Here is a 13,859-nt window from a genome sequence, read left to right as displayed (position 1 = left end):
TGGCCGAAGCCCTGGCCGTTGCCACCTTGGTTGAAGCTCTGGTCGCCGTTGCCGCCCACGGTTCCGCCCGGGCCGTCCCACGCGACGGCCGCGGGGGCGGCGAGGCCGAAGGCGGCGACCGCGGCGGCGGAGACCGCCAGGGCACGAGAGTTACGCATGTGATCCTCCGCGGAAGACGCCCCGGGGCCCGTCCCCGGTGGATCGGCGAGAGAACGTCTCCCGGAAAAGACCCTCAGCCGCCCGCCCGGGGCCCGCATTTCGGCGATGGTCCGTCCTGGTGAGGCAACACGCCGGACGAAAACCACACAATCGGATATTGCCGCAGGTCACGGACCGTCAGAAAAATCCTGATCACGGCAACTCGGATGGCGCACCGGGCTTTCTCCCGGGCCACCCGTTCGCCTCTGCCCCGTCGCCGGTTCCCCGGATGGCATTTAGCGTTTTCGTATGCGCGAATTGACGCGGCGACGGCCGCGTCGAGAGGGGATGGCGAATGTCTGCATCCGAGCTGTCCGCCGAGCTGGCCGAAGCGGAGGCGCGGCGGAGGAAACGCGCCCCGTGGGGCGTGATAGCGCTGGTTCTGCTGACCGGTCTCGCGCTCATCCGCAACGGTTCGGGGGAATTCGACGTGGGCCCGCCGCAGCCCGCGTCGGCGGCGGCCGCGGACAGCGCCGTCCAGGCCGGCACCTTCGGGCAGGCCGCGCAGCCGCTGCCGTACGCCGTGCCGAACCGGGTGCGGATTCCCGCGATCCAGGTGGACGCGCCGATGATCCCGGTCGGTCTGGACGCCGAGGGCTGGGTGGACGCGCCGCCCGCGGAGGACCCCAATCTCGCGGGCTGGTTCACCGGCGCGGTGTCGCCCGGCGAGAAGGGCACCGCCGTCGTCGTCGGCCATGTCGACAACCAGCAGGGCCCGGCCGTGTTCTACGGTCTCGGCGCGCTGAAGAAGGGAAATCGCGTCGAGATCGCCCGGGGAGACGGAAAGACGGCCGTATTCGAGATCTACGGCATCGAGGTGTTCGAAAAGAACAACTTCCCCGGCGACCGGGTGTACGCCTCCAAGGGCGCCCCGGAACTGCGGGTCATCACCTGCGGAGGGGGTTTCTCGCAGCAGAACGGCTACGACGGGAACGTGGTCGCCTTCGCCCGCCTGGTCGAGGTCCGCTGAGCGGGCCCCGGCCCGGCGGGCGGCCGGCCGACGGGCGGTGGCCCGCCGGCGGACGGTGACCGTCAGACCTGGTGCCGGCGCGGCACCGTGACGTGGTAGCCGGCGTCCAGCAGTGCCGGCAGATACCGCCGCAGCGCCCGCACACTCTGCGACCGGTCGCCCCCGGCGTCGTGGGAGAGCACCACGACGCCGGGGGCGGCGCCGTCCTCGACCCGGTCGACGATGGTGCGGGTGCCGGGCTCGGTCCAGTCGAGGGTGTCGACGGTCCAGGCGAGGGGTTCCATGCCGAGGTCGGCGCCGATCTGGAAGGCGGCCCGGTTCCAGGCGCCGTACGGGGCGCGGAACCAGCGGGGCCACTCGCCGTAGGTCCGGTCCACGATCTCGCAGGTGCTCTCCATCTCGCTGCGGATCCGGGCGCGGCCGAGCCGGGTGAGCAGCGGGTGCGACCAGGTGTGGTTGCCGACGACGTGCCCCTCGTCGGCCATGCGCCGGAGCAGACCGGGGTGGGCGGCGGCCATCTCGCCGCAGACGAAGAACATCGCGGGGACGTCGTAAGCGCGCAGGGTGTCCAGGATGTCCGGGGTGTAGCGGGGGTCGGGCCCGTCGTCGAAGGTGAGCACCATGGTGCGGCCGAGGCCGGACACGCTGAGCAGCGGACGGCTGCGGACCGGGGTGCGGCCCGGCGCGGCGCGGGGCGGGCCGTAGCCGGTCAGGGGCTGGAGGCGGTAGACGGAGGGCTTCAGCGGGCGGCGGACCGCGGGGCCCGCGGCGGGGGCGGCGGAACGGGGGGCCTTCCCGCCCGGTCCGAGGGCGAACACCCCGGCGGTGCCGACCGCGCCCAGGGCGGCGGCACCGGCGAGCAACGCCCGGCGCCGGGTGATCAACTGATCATCTGTCAGCCGGGTAAGCAACTGATCCTTCTTCATGACTCATCAGTCGCCCGCACCGCCTGCGACGCACCACGGTGACACCGGTGCGGCGGCACCGATGCACCCGTGCGGCCGATGCCGGCCGCTGCCGGCCGGTGCCGCCGCGGGTCCCGCGCGGGGCGCCGGCCCGCCCCGGCGGCGGGAGGGGGTGGTTCCGGTAGCCTCGGGCCGTGACGGAACAGCACTCGCACCGGTTCGAACGCGGCACGGACGGGCCGAAGGTGATCCTGGTCGGGGTCGACGGCTCCGACTCCTCCCTGCGGGCCGCGGCCTACGCCGGCGGCCTGGCCCGGCGGCAGCACGCGCTGCTGGCCGTGGTGTACGTGCAGCCGGTGCTCGCGGCGGGCGCGCTCGGGGTGCCGGTGGCCGGCACGACCGAGGAGATCGCCGAGGATCTGGTGGCGCAGATCCGGGATGCCGCCGAGCGGGTCAAGGGGATATTCGACGTCCGCTGGGAGTTCCACACGTTCCGCGGCGATCCGTACAGCGGTCTGGTGAGGGCCGCGGACGAGCTGAAGGCCGACGCCGTCGTGGTGGGCGCCTCGGAGCAGGCGGGCCACCGGATCGTGGGCTCCGTCGCGATCCGGCTCGTGAAGGCGGGGCGCTGGCCGGTGACAGTGGTGCCGTAACAGGCGCACCCCGTGCGTGGCGTCTTTCCTCGCCCCTGCCGCTGAGCCATGATGATCCGCCGTCAGCCGATTGCCGATCGTGAAGAGGTGAGGCGTGTGGCCGGGCTCCGCGCGGGTGAGGGAATTCTCCGTCGCAAACCCATCGAGCACATCGAGGAGACGGAGGTGGGTGAGGGCACCCGCCTGGACCGCTCCCTCGGCCTGGGCCAGCTGACCGCGATCGGGGTCGGCGGCATCATCGGCGCGGGGATCTTCACCCTCGCCGGCACGGTGGCCAACGGGACGGCGGGCCCGGCGGTCCTCGTCTCCTTCCTGATCGCCGGTGTGGCCAGTGCCGCGGCGGCGCTGTCGTACGCGGAGTTCGCGGGTCTGATCCCGAAGGCGGGGTCCGCCTACACCTACGGTTACGCGGTGCTGGGCGAGCTGGCGGGCTGGTTCATCGGCTGGGACCTGCTGCTGGAGTACACGGCGATCGTGGCGGTGGTCGCGATCGGCATCTCCGGCTACTTCAGCTTCCTGGTCGGGGAAATGGGCGCCGATCTGCCGAACTGGATGCTGGGGGCGCCCGGCACCGGTGCGGGCCACCGGATCGATCTGTTCGCGGCGCTGCTGTGCCTGCTGATCGCGTACCTGCTGAACCTCGGCATCAAGAACGCGGCCCGCTTCGAGACGGTCGTCGTGGTGCTGAAGGTGCTGGTGGTGCTGCTGGTCATCGGCGTCGGCGTGTTCCACATCAGCACCGCGAACTACGACCCGTTCTTCCCGTACGGGGTGGGCGGCGCGTTCACCGGTGCGGCGACCGTGTTCTTCGCGGTGTTCGGCTACGACGCGATGTCGACCGCGGCCGAGGAGTCGAAGGACGCCCAGCGGCACATGCCGAAGGCGATCATCTACTCGCTGGCGATCTCGATGGTGCTGTACGTGGCGGCCTGCCTGGTGCTGACCGGGATGCAGCACTACTCGGAGATCGACAAGGAGAGCGGCTTCTCCACGGCGTTCAAGTCGGTGGGGCTGACCGGGCTGGCGGATGTGATCGCGGTCGGCGCGATCATCGGGATCCTCACGGTGATGTTCACCTTCATGCTCGGCGTCACGCGTGTCTGGTTCGCGATGTCCCGCGACGGGCTGCTGCCGCCGTGGTTCGCCAAGACCCACCCGACCCGCCACGTGCCGACCCGCGTGACCTGGATCGTCGGGGTGGCCTCGGCCGCCATCGCCGGGTTCCTGCCGATCGGCGAGGCGGCCGAGCTGACCAACATCGGCATTCTGCTGGCCTTCGTGGTGGTGTGCGTCGCGGTGATCGTGCTGCGCTACCGGCAGCCCGAACTGCCGCGCACCTTCCGCACGCCGTGGATGCCGTTCGTGCCGGCCGTGGGCGTCGTGTTCTCCATCTGGCTGATCACGTTCCTGCAGTGGCAGACGTGGGCGCGGTTCGCGGTGTGGTTCGCGCTCGGCCTCGTGATCTATTTCGCCTACTCGTACCGCCACTCCAAGCTGGCGCGTCGCTAGGCAGTGTCTCGCTGATCCGGCCTGATCGACGAGACGCCCCCCTAGAGGGACTTCAGGAAGTCCAGCATGATCCGGTTGTACTCCTGCGGCTTCTCCAGGTTCGGGTAGTGGCCGACGCCGTCGATCGTCACCGAGCGGCCGCCGGGGGTGGCGGCCGCGAGCCGCTCGGCCGCGGCGAGCAGGTCGGCGGGTTCCAGGGTGCCGTTGACGGTGAGCACCGGGACGCGGATGCCGGACACGCGCGGCCAGCTGCCGGTGGAGTGGACGAGCCAGTCCTTTTCGCCGGGTGCGTGCTTGGAGAGGGTGTGCAGGGCCATCTCGCGCAGCCGGCGCGCGATGTCCGGGTCGACGGCGTCGGCGGTGCGGTGTTCGCCGGGCAGGACGCGCAGGAAGGCGTTCAGCCAGCCCTCGATGTCGCCGGCGGCGAGGGTGCGGGCGTACTCGGCCTGGATGCCGCGGTGCCAGTCGTCGGTGTACTGCCAGTCGCCGGTCGCGGAGCCGCCGACGACCGCGGCGCGCACCAGGTCCGGGTGGTCCAGCAGGGTGTCGGTGGCGATGACCCCTCCCATCGAGACACCGACCAGGACCGCGGGGCCGGTGCCGAGCCGGCGCAGCAGGCCGGCGAGGTCGTCGGCCCAGCGGAAGGGCTGGGTGGCGTTGGCGGACCAGCCGTGGCCGCGGACGTCGGGGACGATCACCCGGTACTCGGCGGCGAGGGCGGGGATCTGGTCGGCCCAGTAGCGGTGGTCGGTGAATCCGCAGTGCAGCAGGACGACGGGGTCCCCGGAGCCGGTGTCGAGGTAGGTGAGGTCGCCGTCGGCGGAGGGGAAGCGGCGGAGGTCCGCGGGAGCAGTCATGACAACCAAGGTGTCATCTGTGCGAGGTTTTGACAACCTGGATGTCATGATGGGCGGGTGAACGAACCCGCGTCCCCCCTTCCGCCCGACGAACTCGGCCGTCGTCTCACCGAGGTGTTCGATCTCGTCGGCCCGCTCTACCGGCGCGTGCAGCGCAAGGTCGAGGAGGGCGAGGCCATCGAGGGCCTGTCCGTCGGGGTGCGGGCCGTGCTGGACCTGCTCCACAAGCACGGGCCGATGACCGTCCCCCAGATGGGCCGCGCGCAGGCGATCAGCCGCCAGTTCGTCCAGCGCATGGTCAACGACGCGGCGGCCCGCGGCTTGGTGGAGAGCATCCCCAACCCCGCGCACCGGCGGTCCTCGCTGATCCGACTGACCGACGAGGGCCGGGCGGCGATCACCGCCGTCCTCGCCCGGGAGCACACGGTGCTGCGGGAGGTCGGCGGTGATCTGACCGGGGCCGAGGTGGCGGCCTGCCTGCGGGTGCTCGGCGAGATGCTGAAGGTCTTCGACGGCGTGGACGTCAACTGATCAGGCGGGGGCCTACTCCCCCATCACCAGCCCGTCCTGCGCCGCGCCCCGGCTGAGCACCACGTCGCGGATGCGGTCGCGCACCCAGCGGACGTCGGCGCCCTGGGCGAGCGCCTGGTTGAGGTTGACGACCCGGCCGGCGTCGATGTCGAAGAGCTGCGGGACGAACTCGGCGCGGGTCACCTCCCAGCGTCCGCCGGGCCGGGCGGGCGGGGCGAAGGTGAAGCGGCCGACGGTGGACTGGTTGCCGCGCGGGTCGGGGGCGCCCGAGTGGTTGTACATCTGGCCGGCGACCTGGTCGCCCATGCCGTAGACCACCCAGGTGCCGTTGACCTTCTCGTAGGCCTGCGGGACATGGGCGTGGGTGCCGAGGATCAGGTCGATGTCGGGGCGGCCCCGGGTGGTGGAGGCGGTGAGCGAGTCGGCGAGGGCGAGCTGTCCGCGGTCGGGCTCGTCCTGCCACTCGGTGCCCCAGTGCAGGGAGACGACGACCACGTCGGCACCCGCCTCGCGGGCGGCTCGCGCGTCGGCGAGGATGCGGGACTCGTCGATCAGGTCGACCGCCCAGGGCTGTCCGGCGGGCAGCGACCGGCCGTTGGTGTCGTGGGTGTAGGCGAGGTTGGGTGTAGGCGAGGTGGGCGACCTGTGCCGCGCCGGCGGGCAGGATCGTGACGGCCCGCGCCTCCGCCTCGGCACGCGCCGTCCCGGCGTGCCGCACGCCCGCCCGGTCGAGGGCGTCCAGGGTGCGGCGGATGCCCTCGGCGCCGTCGTCGAGGCTGTGGTTGGAGGCGGTGGAGCAGCCGTCGTAGCCGGTGGCGGCGAGGGCCTGGGCGAGCTCGGGCGGGGACTTGAAGAGGGGGTAGCCGGTGTAGCCGCCGTTCGCGCCGTAGACGGTCTCCATGTGGCACAGCGCGAGATCGGCGCGGGCGACGACCGGGCGGATGCCCGCGAGCATCGGGCGGAAGTCGTGGCCCCGGCCGCCCGCGTCGAACCGCGCGCGGTCGATGATCGAGCGGTGCGGCAGGATGTCGCCGGAGGCGACGAGGGTGAAGCCGCGCGGGCCGGAGGCGGCGGGCGCGGCACGACCGGACTTCGTGTGCTGTTCCTGGTGCTGGGCCTGGCAGGCGGCGGCCGCGGCGAGAAGCGCCGTCAGGGCGAGGGCCACCTGCCGCCTGCGTGCGATGCGAACGATCATCAGCTTCCCCAGTGCGGTCGTATTTACCCACGAATAGGTACGAAGCTGTGCGAGACGGCAAACAGCCCCAGGGGCCCCTTAACCCGTCCGGTGTGCGCGGTCGGCCGCTCCCGGCGGCGCCGGGGACCGTTCGTCGTACCGTTCGCCGACGCGTTCGACCGTCCGTCGCAGATCCGTGTGCGTGCCCTGTGCCGCGACGGCGCCCTGCGATGCCATACGGCCATGACGGCCGGAACCACTCTCACCCACGGGACGACGACCGCCGAGCACGAGCTCGCCGCACTGCAGCGGGAGCACGGCCGGCCCCTCTTCGCGCTGCTGCTCCGACTCTGCGACGGCGACCGGCAGCGCGCCGAGGACCTGGTCCAGGAGACGCTGGTGCGCGCCTGGCAGCACCCCGAGGCGCTGCGCGCCACGGACTTCGACTCCGTACGGCCCTGGCTGCTGACCGTGGCCCGGCGGCTCGCGATCGACGCCCGGCGGGCCCGGCAGGCGCGGCCGGCCGAGGTCGGGGACGCGGTCCTGGAGAACGCCCGGGTGATGTCCGACCACGCCGAGCGGGCCGCCGCGATGCTGGACGTCCGCGAGGCTGTGAAGACCCTCACTCCGGAACACCGTGAAGTCCTGGTGCTCGTGTACTTCCAGGGGGCCAGTGTGGCGGAGGCCGCGCAGGCCCTCGGGATCCCGCCCGGTACCGTGAAGTCCCGCGCGTACTACGCGCTGCGCGCCCTGCGCCGGGTGCTTCCGGGATACGCACCCGACCTGCGGTGAAACCGGCGGCCGAGTCAAACCTCCGTAAAGCGCCTTGCCGACACCCCCCGTTGAGTAATCGGCTGTCCTCATCCGTGCTTCCGGACGGGGACAGCTCCCCCGGGCCCGGGGTCGGGCGACGCGCACGCACCGGAGGAAGGCAGGAAGGGATGCAGCACAGAGGTCACCAGAGCACGGACGGCGCCGACGGAGGAGAACTCACCGTCCCCATGGCGTGGTTCTACGCCGAGTACATCGCCGACGAACTGCTGCGCCACGGCGATCTGATGCCGCCGACGTCGTTCGAGTTCCGGGCGGGCCGGGACGCGCTGGCGCTGACCGTCTTCCTGGCGGACACCGACGGCGAGCTGTCCGGCATCCGGGTCGTCACCCAGCTGGACACCTGGCTGTCCCTGACGGCGTACGACCAGCCGTGGCAGGACTGGGTGCGCGAGCGCATGGCGCAGCTCACCGCGCAGGCCGCCCGGCGGGGCGGGCCCGCGCCCGACCTGGAGCTGGCGGCTGCGGCCTGGCGCTGGCTGGAGGAGACGGAGCTGCTCGCGCCCGATCTGAACGCGGTGCCGGGCGGGCCGGTGGCCGGCGGGACCGGTGAGTCCGGGGGGATCGGTGGCGTCGACGAGGCCGGTGACATCGGCGAGCTGGGTGTGACCGGGGTGATCGGCGAGGAGGACGGGCCCAAGGTGTGGACGCCGGCGTGGCAGCTGGGGCTGCCGCTGGGGCATCTCGCCATCCACCTCTTCTAGTTCCGGCCCGCCGCGCCGGCCGCCCCGCCCCGCCCCGGCCCGGCTCGTCCTCTCGCCCTTTCGTCCTCCGGTGTCTTCCGGAGAATCTCTCCGGCCCGACCAATCCTCGGGCCCGGCGGCTCCGAATCACTCGGCCGCGATTGCGTCCGCGGCTTGAGTGATTCGCCCGTGCCGTGCGTACCGGTGGGTGCACGGACCCACTCCACCCCCACCCACGGCACGAGGATGCGGCATGTCCCTGGAAAGGCATCGCGACGTCGGCGCGTACGCGCTCGGCGTGCTGGACGAGGCGGAGGCCTTCCACTTCGAGGACCACCTCATGGATTGCCCCCGCTGTACGTCACATGTCGCCGAATTCGGGGCGGTGACACGGCAGTTGATGCTCTACCGGCGGGCCACCCCGCGGCTGGTGCACCCGGCGGCCCGGCCCGGTCCGCGGCTGCTGGACGCGCTGCTCGGGGAGGTGCGTTCCCGCCGCCGTGCCCGGCGCCGGCGCACGCTCGCCGCGGTCGCCGCGACCGTCGTGGCGGCCCTGGCCGGCCCCTGGCTCGCGCTCACCGCCGTCGGCGGGAGCCCCGAGCGGCCGGCCCGGATCGCGGCGACCGACGACCGCTCCGGGGTCTGGGCCCAGGTGACCGCGGAGGACACCGCGTCCGGCAGTCGGGTGGAGCTGAAGGTCAGGGACGGGGCGGGGCCCCGCATCTGCCGGCTCGTCGCCGTCGGCCACGACGGCTCGGAGCAGACGCTGGCCACCTGGGCCGTGCGGCGGCACGACGCCGGCGAGACCACCGTGGAGGGCTCGGCGGCCCTCCACCCCGACCAGATCGACCACTACGAGGTACGCGCGGCGACGGGCGAACGACTGGTGGTTCTCGACCCACCGTCCTGACCCGTCCCGCATCGGGTGTGCGGAAGCTGCCGGCGGTTCCGGTACGCCCTGGGCGGCCGCGCCCGCAGCGCCTCGTCCCGCACCCGCTCGCGCCACGACCCGTCCTGTCGTCACGGGACTTTCACCCGTACGGCGGTGCCGGTCGTCCCGCCGCCCCGGCCGCCGGGCGGGCCGCGGGACGCGGTGTGAGACTGCTGGGGGACGCGACCCGACCGCGCCCGCGGTCCCGGACGAGGGGAGAGACGGTGGCGACGGCAGAGAACGCCGGCGGTCTGCTGGAGGAGTTCCTCGCCGACCCGGAGACCCCCGCGCTCGACCTGTCCACCGCGGTGGCCCGCTGCTCCGCCGCGCTCGGCCTCCAGCACTCCGTGGTCTACCTCGCCGATCTCCAGCAGCGCCGGCTCGTCCCGCTGACCGACGTCGCCTCCGCGCTGCCCATCGACGAGTCGCTGGCCGGCTGGACGTACCGCACCCAGTCGCTGCGCGTGGAGGAGTCCGGGATCGGCGGGATGACGGCGTGGCTGCCGCTGGTGGACGGCGCGGAACGGCTGGGCGTGCTCGCCGTGCACCAGCCCGCCCTCACCCCGGCCACCCTGCGCCGCAGCCGCAGCCTCGCCACCCTGCTGGCGATGATGGTCACCTCCAAGCGGACCTACAAGGACACCTTCGTACGGCGGACCAGGACCGAGCCGATGCGGCTGCCCGCGGAGATGCTGCGCGCCTTCCTGCCGCCCCGCACGATCGGCAACGCGCACGTGGTGTCCACGGCCGTACTGGAACCCGCGTACGAACTCGGCGGGGACGCCTTCGACCACTCCCTCACCGAGACCACGCTGCACGCCTCCGTCCTCGACGCCATGGGCCACGACCTCGCCTCCGGGCTGACCACCGCGGTGTCGCTGGCGGCCTGCCGCAACGCCCGGCGCACCGGCGCGGACCTGCCGGACCTGGTGAAGTGCGTCGACGACGCGCTGACGCGGTGGCTCCCGGACCAGTTCTGCACGGGTGTGCTCACCCAGCTGGACCTGGCGAGCGGCGTGCTGCGCTGGATCAACTGCGGGCATCCGACGCCGCTGCTCATCCGGGACCACCAGCTGGTCGCGGACGCGATGGAGCGGGAGGCGGATCCGCCGATGGGCCTGCCCGCGCTGCTCGCCGGCCGGGCGCGGCTGAGCCACGAGATCGACCTGCACCCCGGCGACCGGGTGCTGCTCTACACGGACGGCGTCACCGAGGCGCGCACCCGCGACGGGGAGGAGTTCGGGCTGGAGCGGTTCGCCGACGAGGTCATCCGCGCCACCGCCGCTGGTGAACTGGCGCCGGAGACGCTGCGCCGGCTGATCCACTCGATCCTCGACGCCCAGCCCGGACGGCTGCGGGACGACGCGACGATCGTGCTGATCGAGTGGTGGCCGCCGACCCTCTGAGCCGGACCGTGCCCACCCGCCCGCCGCGTGCCGTGCCGGCGTTGCGTGCGCACGCGCGGCGCCTACTTCAGCAGCCGGGACAGCCTTCGGTCCGCGAGCGGCTTGCCACCCGTCTGGCAGGTCGGGCAGTACTGGAGCGAGGAGTCGCTGAAGGAGACCTCGCGGATGGTGTCCCCGCACACGGGGCAGGGCTCGCCGGTGCGGCCGTGGACCCGCAGGCCGCTCTTCTTCTCGGTCTTCAGCCGTCCGGCGGCCAGGCCCCGGGAGCGCTCGACGGCCTCGGTGAGGGTGGTGCGCAGCGCCTCGTAGAGCCGGCTGGTCTCCTCCGGGCCGAGCGACGCGGCCAGCTTGAACGGGGACATCTTCGCGGCGTGCAGGATCTCGTCGCTGTAGGCGTTGCCCACGCCGGCGATCAGGCTCTGGTCGCGCAGGGCGCCCTTCAGCTGCCGCCGCTCGCCGGACAGCAGGGCGGCGAGGCGGGCCTCGTCGAAGTCGTCGGCGAGCGGGTCGGGGCCGAGCCGGGCCACGCCGGGGACCTCGCGGGGGTCGTGGACGACGTACACCGCGAGCCGCTTCTGGGTGCCGGCCTCGGTCAGGTCGAAGCCGGCGCCGTTCTCCAGGGCGACCCGCAGGGCGAGGGGGCCCTTGCCGGGGCGAGGCGGGGCGCCGGGCAGGCTGTCCTTCCACTGGAGCCAGCCCGCGCGGGCCAGGTGGGTGACCAGGTGCGGGCCGCCGTCCGTGGCGAGGGCGAGGAACTTGCCGTACCGAAGCACGGCGGTGACCTCGTGGCCCTCGACGGCGGTGAGCGGAGGGTCGTACGTCTTGAGGACGCTGATCGCGACCGGCAGCACCCGGACGATCTCGTGTCCCACCAGGTGCTCGGTCAGGAAGTCCTTCAGCGCTTCGACCTCGGGGAGTTCCGGCATACGTCCAGACTGCCACCCGGCACCGACGGCCTCACCCGGACCGGCCCCTCCCCCCTCCCGCTCAGCCGTCCCCGGTGTGGTCCGGCACGGTGAACTCGCACCACACGCACTTGCCGCCGCCCCGCGCCTCCACGCCCCACACCTCGCTGAGCAGGTCGACCAGGAGCAGGCCGCGCCCCGAGACCCCGGAGTCGCCGGCCTCGCGGCGGCGCGGCAGGGCGCTGGAGGAGTCCTCGACCTCGACGCGCAGCCGGCGTTCGGGGCCGGCGAGGGCCCTGAGGGTGACGATCGCGGCGCCCTCGGTGTGCATCAGGGCGTTGGTGATCAGCTCGTCGGCGACGAGTTCGATCTCGTCGGCGCGGTCCCCGGCGCCCCAGGCGCGGGCGGCGGAGCGGATCATGTGCCGGGCGCCGGTGAGGGCCTCGGGGTCGCCGGGGGCGACGTGCTGCTGGAGGCGGCCGCCGGCCTGTGGGGTGTCCAAGCCGCGGCGGCGCAGCAGGAGCAGGGCCACGTCGTCGTCGCCGCCGCGTTCCTCGGCCGCCTCGATCAGCCGGTCGGCGAGTTTCCAGACGTCCGGGGGTCCGGAGGCGATCACTTCGGTGAGGGCCCGCATACCGTCGTCGAGGTCGGCGCCGGGCGTCTCGACGAGGCCGTCGGTGAGCAGCAGCAGGGTGTGGCCGGGGTCGAGTTCGAGGGTGCCGACGGGATAGTCGAGGCTGCCGAACTCGGCGGACAGGCCGAGCGGCAGGCCGCCCTCCACGGTGACCCGGCGGCAGCTGCCGTCGGCGGACCGCAGCAGCGGATCGATGTGTCCGGCGCGCACCACCTGGACCACTCCGGTGGCGAGGTCGGCTTCCGCGTACAGGCAGGTGGCGAAGCGGTCGGTGTCCAGTTCGTGCAGGAAGACGGAGGCGCGGGCCATGACGGTGGCGGGGGTGTGGCCCTCGGCGGCGTAGGCGCGCAGCACGATCCGCAGCTGGCCCATGACGGCGGCGGCGTGGGTGTCGTGGCCCTGGACGTCGCCGATGACGGCGCCGACCCGGCCGCCGGGCAGCGGGATCAGGTCGTACCAGTCGCCGCCGATGTCCCGGCCGAGGGTGCCGGTGGCGCTGCCGGAGCGGTAGCGCACGGCGACGTCGGCGCCGGGCACGCTGGGGATGGTGCGCGGCAGCATGGCCTGCTGGAGGCCGGTGGCGAGGTCCTTCTCCTGCTCGTAGAACATGGCCCGCTGCAGGCTCTGCGCGATGCTGCTGCCGAGCGCGACGAGGATGTCGCGTTCCTCGGGGGTGAAGCCGTGCCGGTCGTCGTAGAGCAGGCCCATGGCGCCAATGGGGCGGGCCTGGACGATGAGCGGCAGATAGGCGGCGGAGGTGATGGCGAGGTCGGTGATGTGCGGCCACAGGAGGGGGTAGCCGGCCGCGAACTCCTCGGGTGACTCGATGAAGCGGGGGCTGAGGGTGCGGACGACCTCGCTCATCGGGTACGACTCGTCGATCCGGGTGACCTCGGTGCCGGGTACCCGGCTGCCCTTGGGGCCCTCGGCGATCAGCCGGATGCGGCCGGCCTCGATCAGGCCCATCACCAGGCTGGCCGCGCCCAGGTGGGTGACGCCGTCGGAGTCCTTGAGCACGTCGATGACGTCCTGGACGGTACGGGCGTGGGCGAGGGCGGCGGTGGTGGCCTGGACGACACTGCCCTGGTCCTGCCGGGGGTCCGCGGAGCCGCGCCGGGCGCCGCGCGCCTCGATCTCGCGCAGCTCCCGGGTGGCGTCGCGGACGATGCCGATGATCCGGCGCGGGCGGCCCGTCCCGTCGCGCCGGATGTAGCCCTGGGTGTGGGTCCAGCGCAGGCTGCCGTCGCGGCAGCGCATCCGGAAGTAGGCCCCGTAGTTCTCGCTGCCGTCCTTGATGGCCTGGGTGACGAGGGCGTCCAGGCGGAGCGCCTCGTCCGTCGGGACCCGGGCGGACAGTGACTCCGGGTGGCCGTCGTACTCGTCCGGGCGCAGGTCGAAGACCTCGTGGGCCTGGGCGTCCATGTGGAACAGACCGGTGTCCAGGTCCCAGTCGAAGCTGCCCATGCGGTTGAGCGCCAGGATCGGGTCCGGGTGGGCGGGCCAGTCGTCCGGGAGTGACAGCGCACTCGCTCCCCGATCAACCATGCGCCCACCTTGCCAGTATTCGACCGATTCTTCGACTTCTGTGACCACTTTGCCGCTCAACTTGGGCAACCCGCTCCCATGTCTGCTTCACTCGCTCGGGCCACGCAGGCGGAGGGCACGATCACGG

Annotated in this window: 12 protein-coding genes and 1 pseudogene; 8 read left to right on the top strand and 5 right to left on the bottom strand. The window is 72.9% G+C overall.

The window, feature by feature from the left end; translation table 11 throughout:
- Positions 1-493 precede the first annotated feature (493 nt).
- Positions 494-1,168, top strand: a complete 675-nt coding sequence (locus tag G7Z13_RS31095; RefSeq protein WP_166003791.1) for a class F sortase — start codon at positions 494-496, stop codon at positions 1,166-1,168.
- A 62-nt stretch (positions 1,169-1,230) separates the two neighbouring features.
- Here the strand turns inward: G7Z13_RS31095 and G7Z13_RS31090 are convergent, their stop codons facing one another.
- Positions 1,231-2,094, bottom strand: a complete 864-nt coding sequence (locus G7Z13_RS31090; protein WP_206313176.1) for a polysaccharide deacetylase family protein — start codon at positions 2,092-2,094, stop codon at positions 1,231-1,233.
- Between the two features lie 173 nt (positions 2,095-2,267).
- Here G7Z13_RS31090 and G7Z13_RS31085 point away from each other — a divergent pair, with 173 nt between their 5' ends.
- Together G7Z13_RS31085 and G7Z13_RS31080 are read left to right on the top strand one after the other, a co-directional pair.
- Complete coding sequence (locus tag G7Z13_RS31085) at positions 2,268-2,726, top strand: universal stress protein (protein WP_166003790.1); 459 nt, start codon at positions 2,268-2,270, stop codon at positions 2,724-2,726.
- Positions 2,727-2,822: 96 nt separating this feature from the next.
- Positions 2,823-4,235 (top strand): amino acid permease, encoded by a 1,413-nt coding sequence (locus G7Z13_RS31080; RefSeq protein ID WP_166003788.1) that lies wholly within the window; start codon positions 2,823-2,825, stop codon positions 4,233-4,235.
- Between the two features lie 41 nt (positions 4,236-4,276).
- On the opposite strand, the gene G7Z13_RS31075 is transcribed toward G7Z13_RS31080, so the two are convergent.
- The gene (locus tag G7Z13_RS31075) at positions 4,277-5,092 is read right to left on the bottom strand and encodes an alpha/beta hydrolase (RefSeq protein WP_166003786.1); all 816 of its coding nucleotides are present in this window, start codon (positions 5,090-5,092) and stop codon (positions 4,277-4,279) included.
- 57 nt (positions 5,093-5,149) lie between these two features.
- On the opposite strand from G7Z13_RS31075, the gene G7Z13_RS31070 reads away from it, so the two are divergent.
- Positions 5,150-5,623 carry a MarR family transcriptional regulator gene (locus G7Z13_RS31070; RefSeq protein ID WP_166003784.1) on the top strand — a complete coding sequence of 158 codons (474 nt, stop codon included), beginning with the start codon at positions 5,150-5,152 and terminating at the stop codon, positions 5,621-5,623.
- 12 nt (positions 5,624-5,635) lie between these two features.
- Here the strand turns inward: G7Z13_RS31070 and G7Z13_RS31065 are convergent.
- Positions 5,636-6,818, bottom strand: a pseudogene (locus tag G7Z13_RS31065) (CapA family protein).
- 222 nt (positions 6,819-7,040) lie between these two features.
- Between G7Z13_RS31065 and G7Z13_RS31060 the strand changes: the two are divergent.
- From G7Z13_RS31060 to G7Z13_RS31045, 4 genes are all read left to right on the top strand, one after another.
- On the top strand, positions 7,041-7,589 hold the full coding sequence (locus G7Z13_RS31060) for a sigma-70 family RNA polymerase sigma factor (protein ID WP_166003782.1): 549 nt from the start codon (positions 7,041-7,043) through the stop codon (positions 7,587-7,589).
- A gap of 149 nt (positions 7,590-7,738) precedes the next feature.
- Positions 7,739-8,332, top strand: a complete 594-nt coding sequence (locus tag G7Z13_RS31055; RefSeq protein ID WP_166003780.1) for a hypothetical protein — start codon at positions 7,739-7,741, stop codon at positions 8,330-8,332.
- Between the two features lie 232 nt (positions 8,333-8,564).
- A complete protein-coding gene (locus tag G7Z13_RS31050) occupies positions 8,565-9,221 on the top strand; it encodes a zf-HC2 domain-containing protein (protein WP_166003778.1) in 657 nt (218 codons plus the stop codon).
- Between the two features lie 245 nt (positions 9,222-9,466).
- Positions 9,467-10,648, top strand: a complete 1,182-nt coding sequence (locus G7Z13_RS31045) for a SpoIIE family protein phosphatase (RefSeq protein WP_166003776.1) — start codon at positions 9,467-9,469, stop codon at positions 10,646-10,648.
- Between the two features lie 62 nt (positions 10,649-10,710).
- Here G7Z13_RS31045 and G7Z13_RS31040 read toward each other — a convergent pair whose 3' ends face one another.
- Both G7Z13_RS31040 and G7Z13_RS31035 read right to left on the bottom strand, forming a co-directional pair.
- A complete protein-coding gene (locus G7Z13_RS31040) occupies positions 10,711-11,574 on the bottom strand; it encodes an Fpg/Nei family DNA glycosylase (RefSeq protein WP_166003774.1) in 864 nt (287 codons plus the stop codon).
- A gap of 61 nt (positions 11,575-11,635) precedes the next feature.
- A complete protein-coding gene (locus G7Z13_RS31035) occupies positions 11,636-13,732 on the bottom strand; it encodes a SpoIIE family protein phosphatase (RefSeq protein ID WP_166003772.1) in 2,097 nt (698 codons plus the stop codon).
- Between the last annotated feature and the right edge of the window lie 127 nt (positions 13,733-13,859).

Source organism: Streptomyces sp. JB150 (genome assembly GCF_011193355.1).
Lineage (GTDB): Bacteria > Actinomycetota > Actinomycetes > Streptomycetales > Streptomycetaceae > Streptomyces.
The sequence above is the reverse complement of the archived record's forward strand: the minus strand, read 5'-3'. Positions and strand labels throughout refer to the sequence as shown.

Excerpts from the sequence above, each read along its gene's own strand:
- G7Z13_RS31095 (WP_166003791.1), top strand. The coding sequence starts at position 494 with ATGTCTGCATCCGAGCTGTCCGCCGAGCTGGCCGAAGCGGAGGCGCGG.
- G7Z13_RS31090 (WP_206313176.1), bottom strand. The coding sequence starts at position 2,094 with ATGAAGAAGGATCAGTTGCTTACCCGGCTGACAGATGATCAGTTGATC.
- G7Z13_RS31075 (WP_166003786.1), bottom strand. The coding sequence starts at position 5,092 with ATGACTGCTCCCGCGGACCTCCGCCGCTTCCCCTCCGCCGACGGCGAC.
- G7Z13_RS31060 (WP_166003782.1), top strand. The coding sequence starts at position 7,041 with ATGACGGCCGGAACCACTCTCACCCACGGGACGACGACCGCCGAGCAC.
- G7Z13_RS31055 (WP_166003780.1), top strand. The coding sequence starts at position 7,739 with ATGCAGCACAGAGGTCACCAGAGCACGGACGGCGCCGACGGAGGAGAA.
- G7Z13_RS31050 (WP_166003778.1), top strand. The coding sequence starts at position 8,565 with ATGTCCCTGGAAAGGCATCGCGACGTCGGCGCGTACGCGCTCGGCGTG.
- G7Z13_RS31040 (WP_166003774.1), bottom strand. The coding sequence starts at position 11,574 with ATGCCGGAACTCCCCGAGGTCGAAGCGCTGAAGGACTTCCTGACCGAG.
- G7Z13_RS31035 (WP_166003772.1), bottom strand. The coding sequence starts at position 13,732 with ATGGTTGATCGGGGAGCGAGTGCGCTGTCACTCCCGGACGACTGGCCC.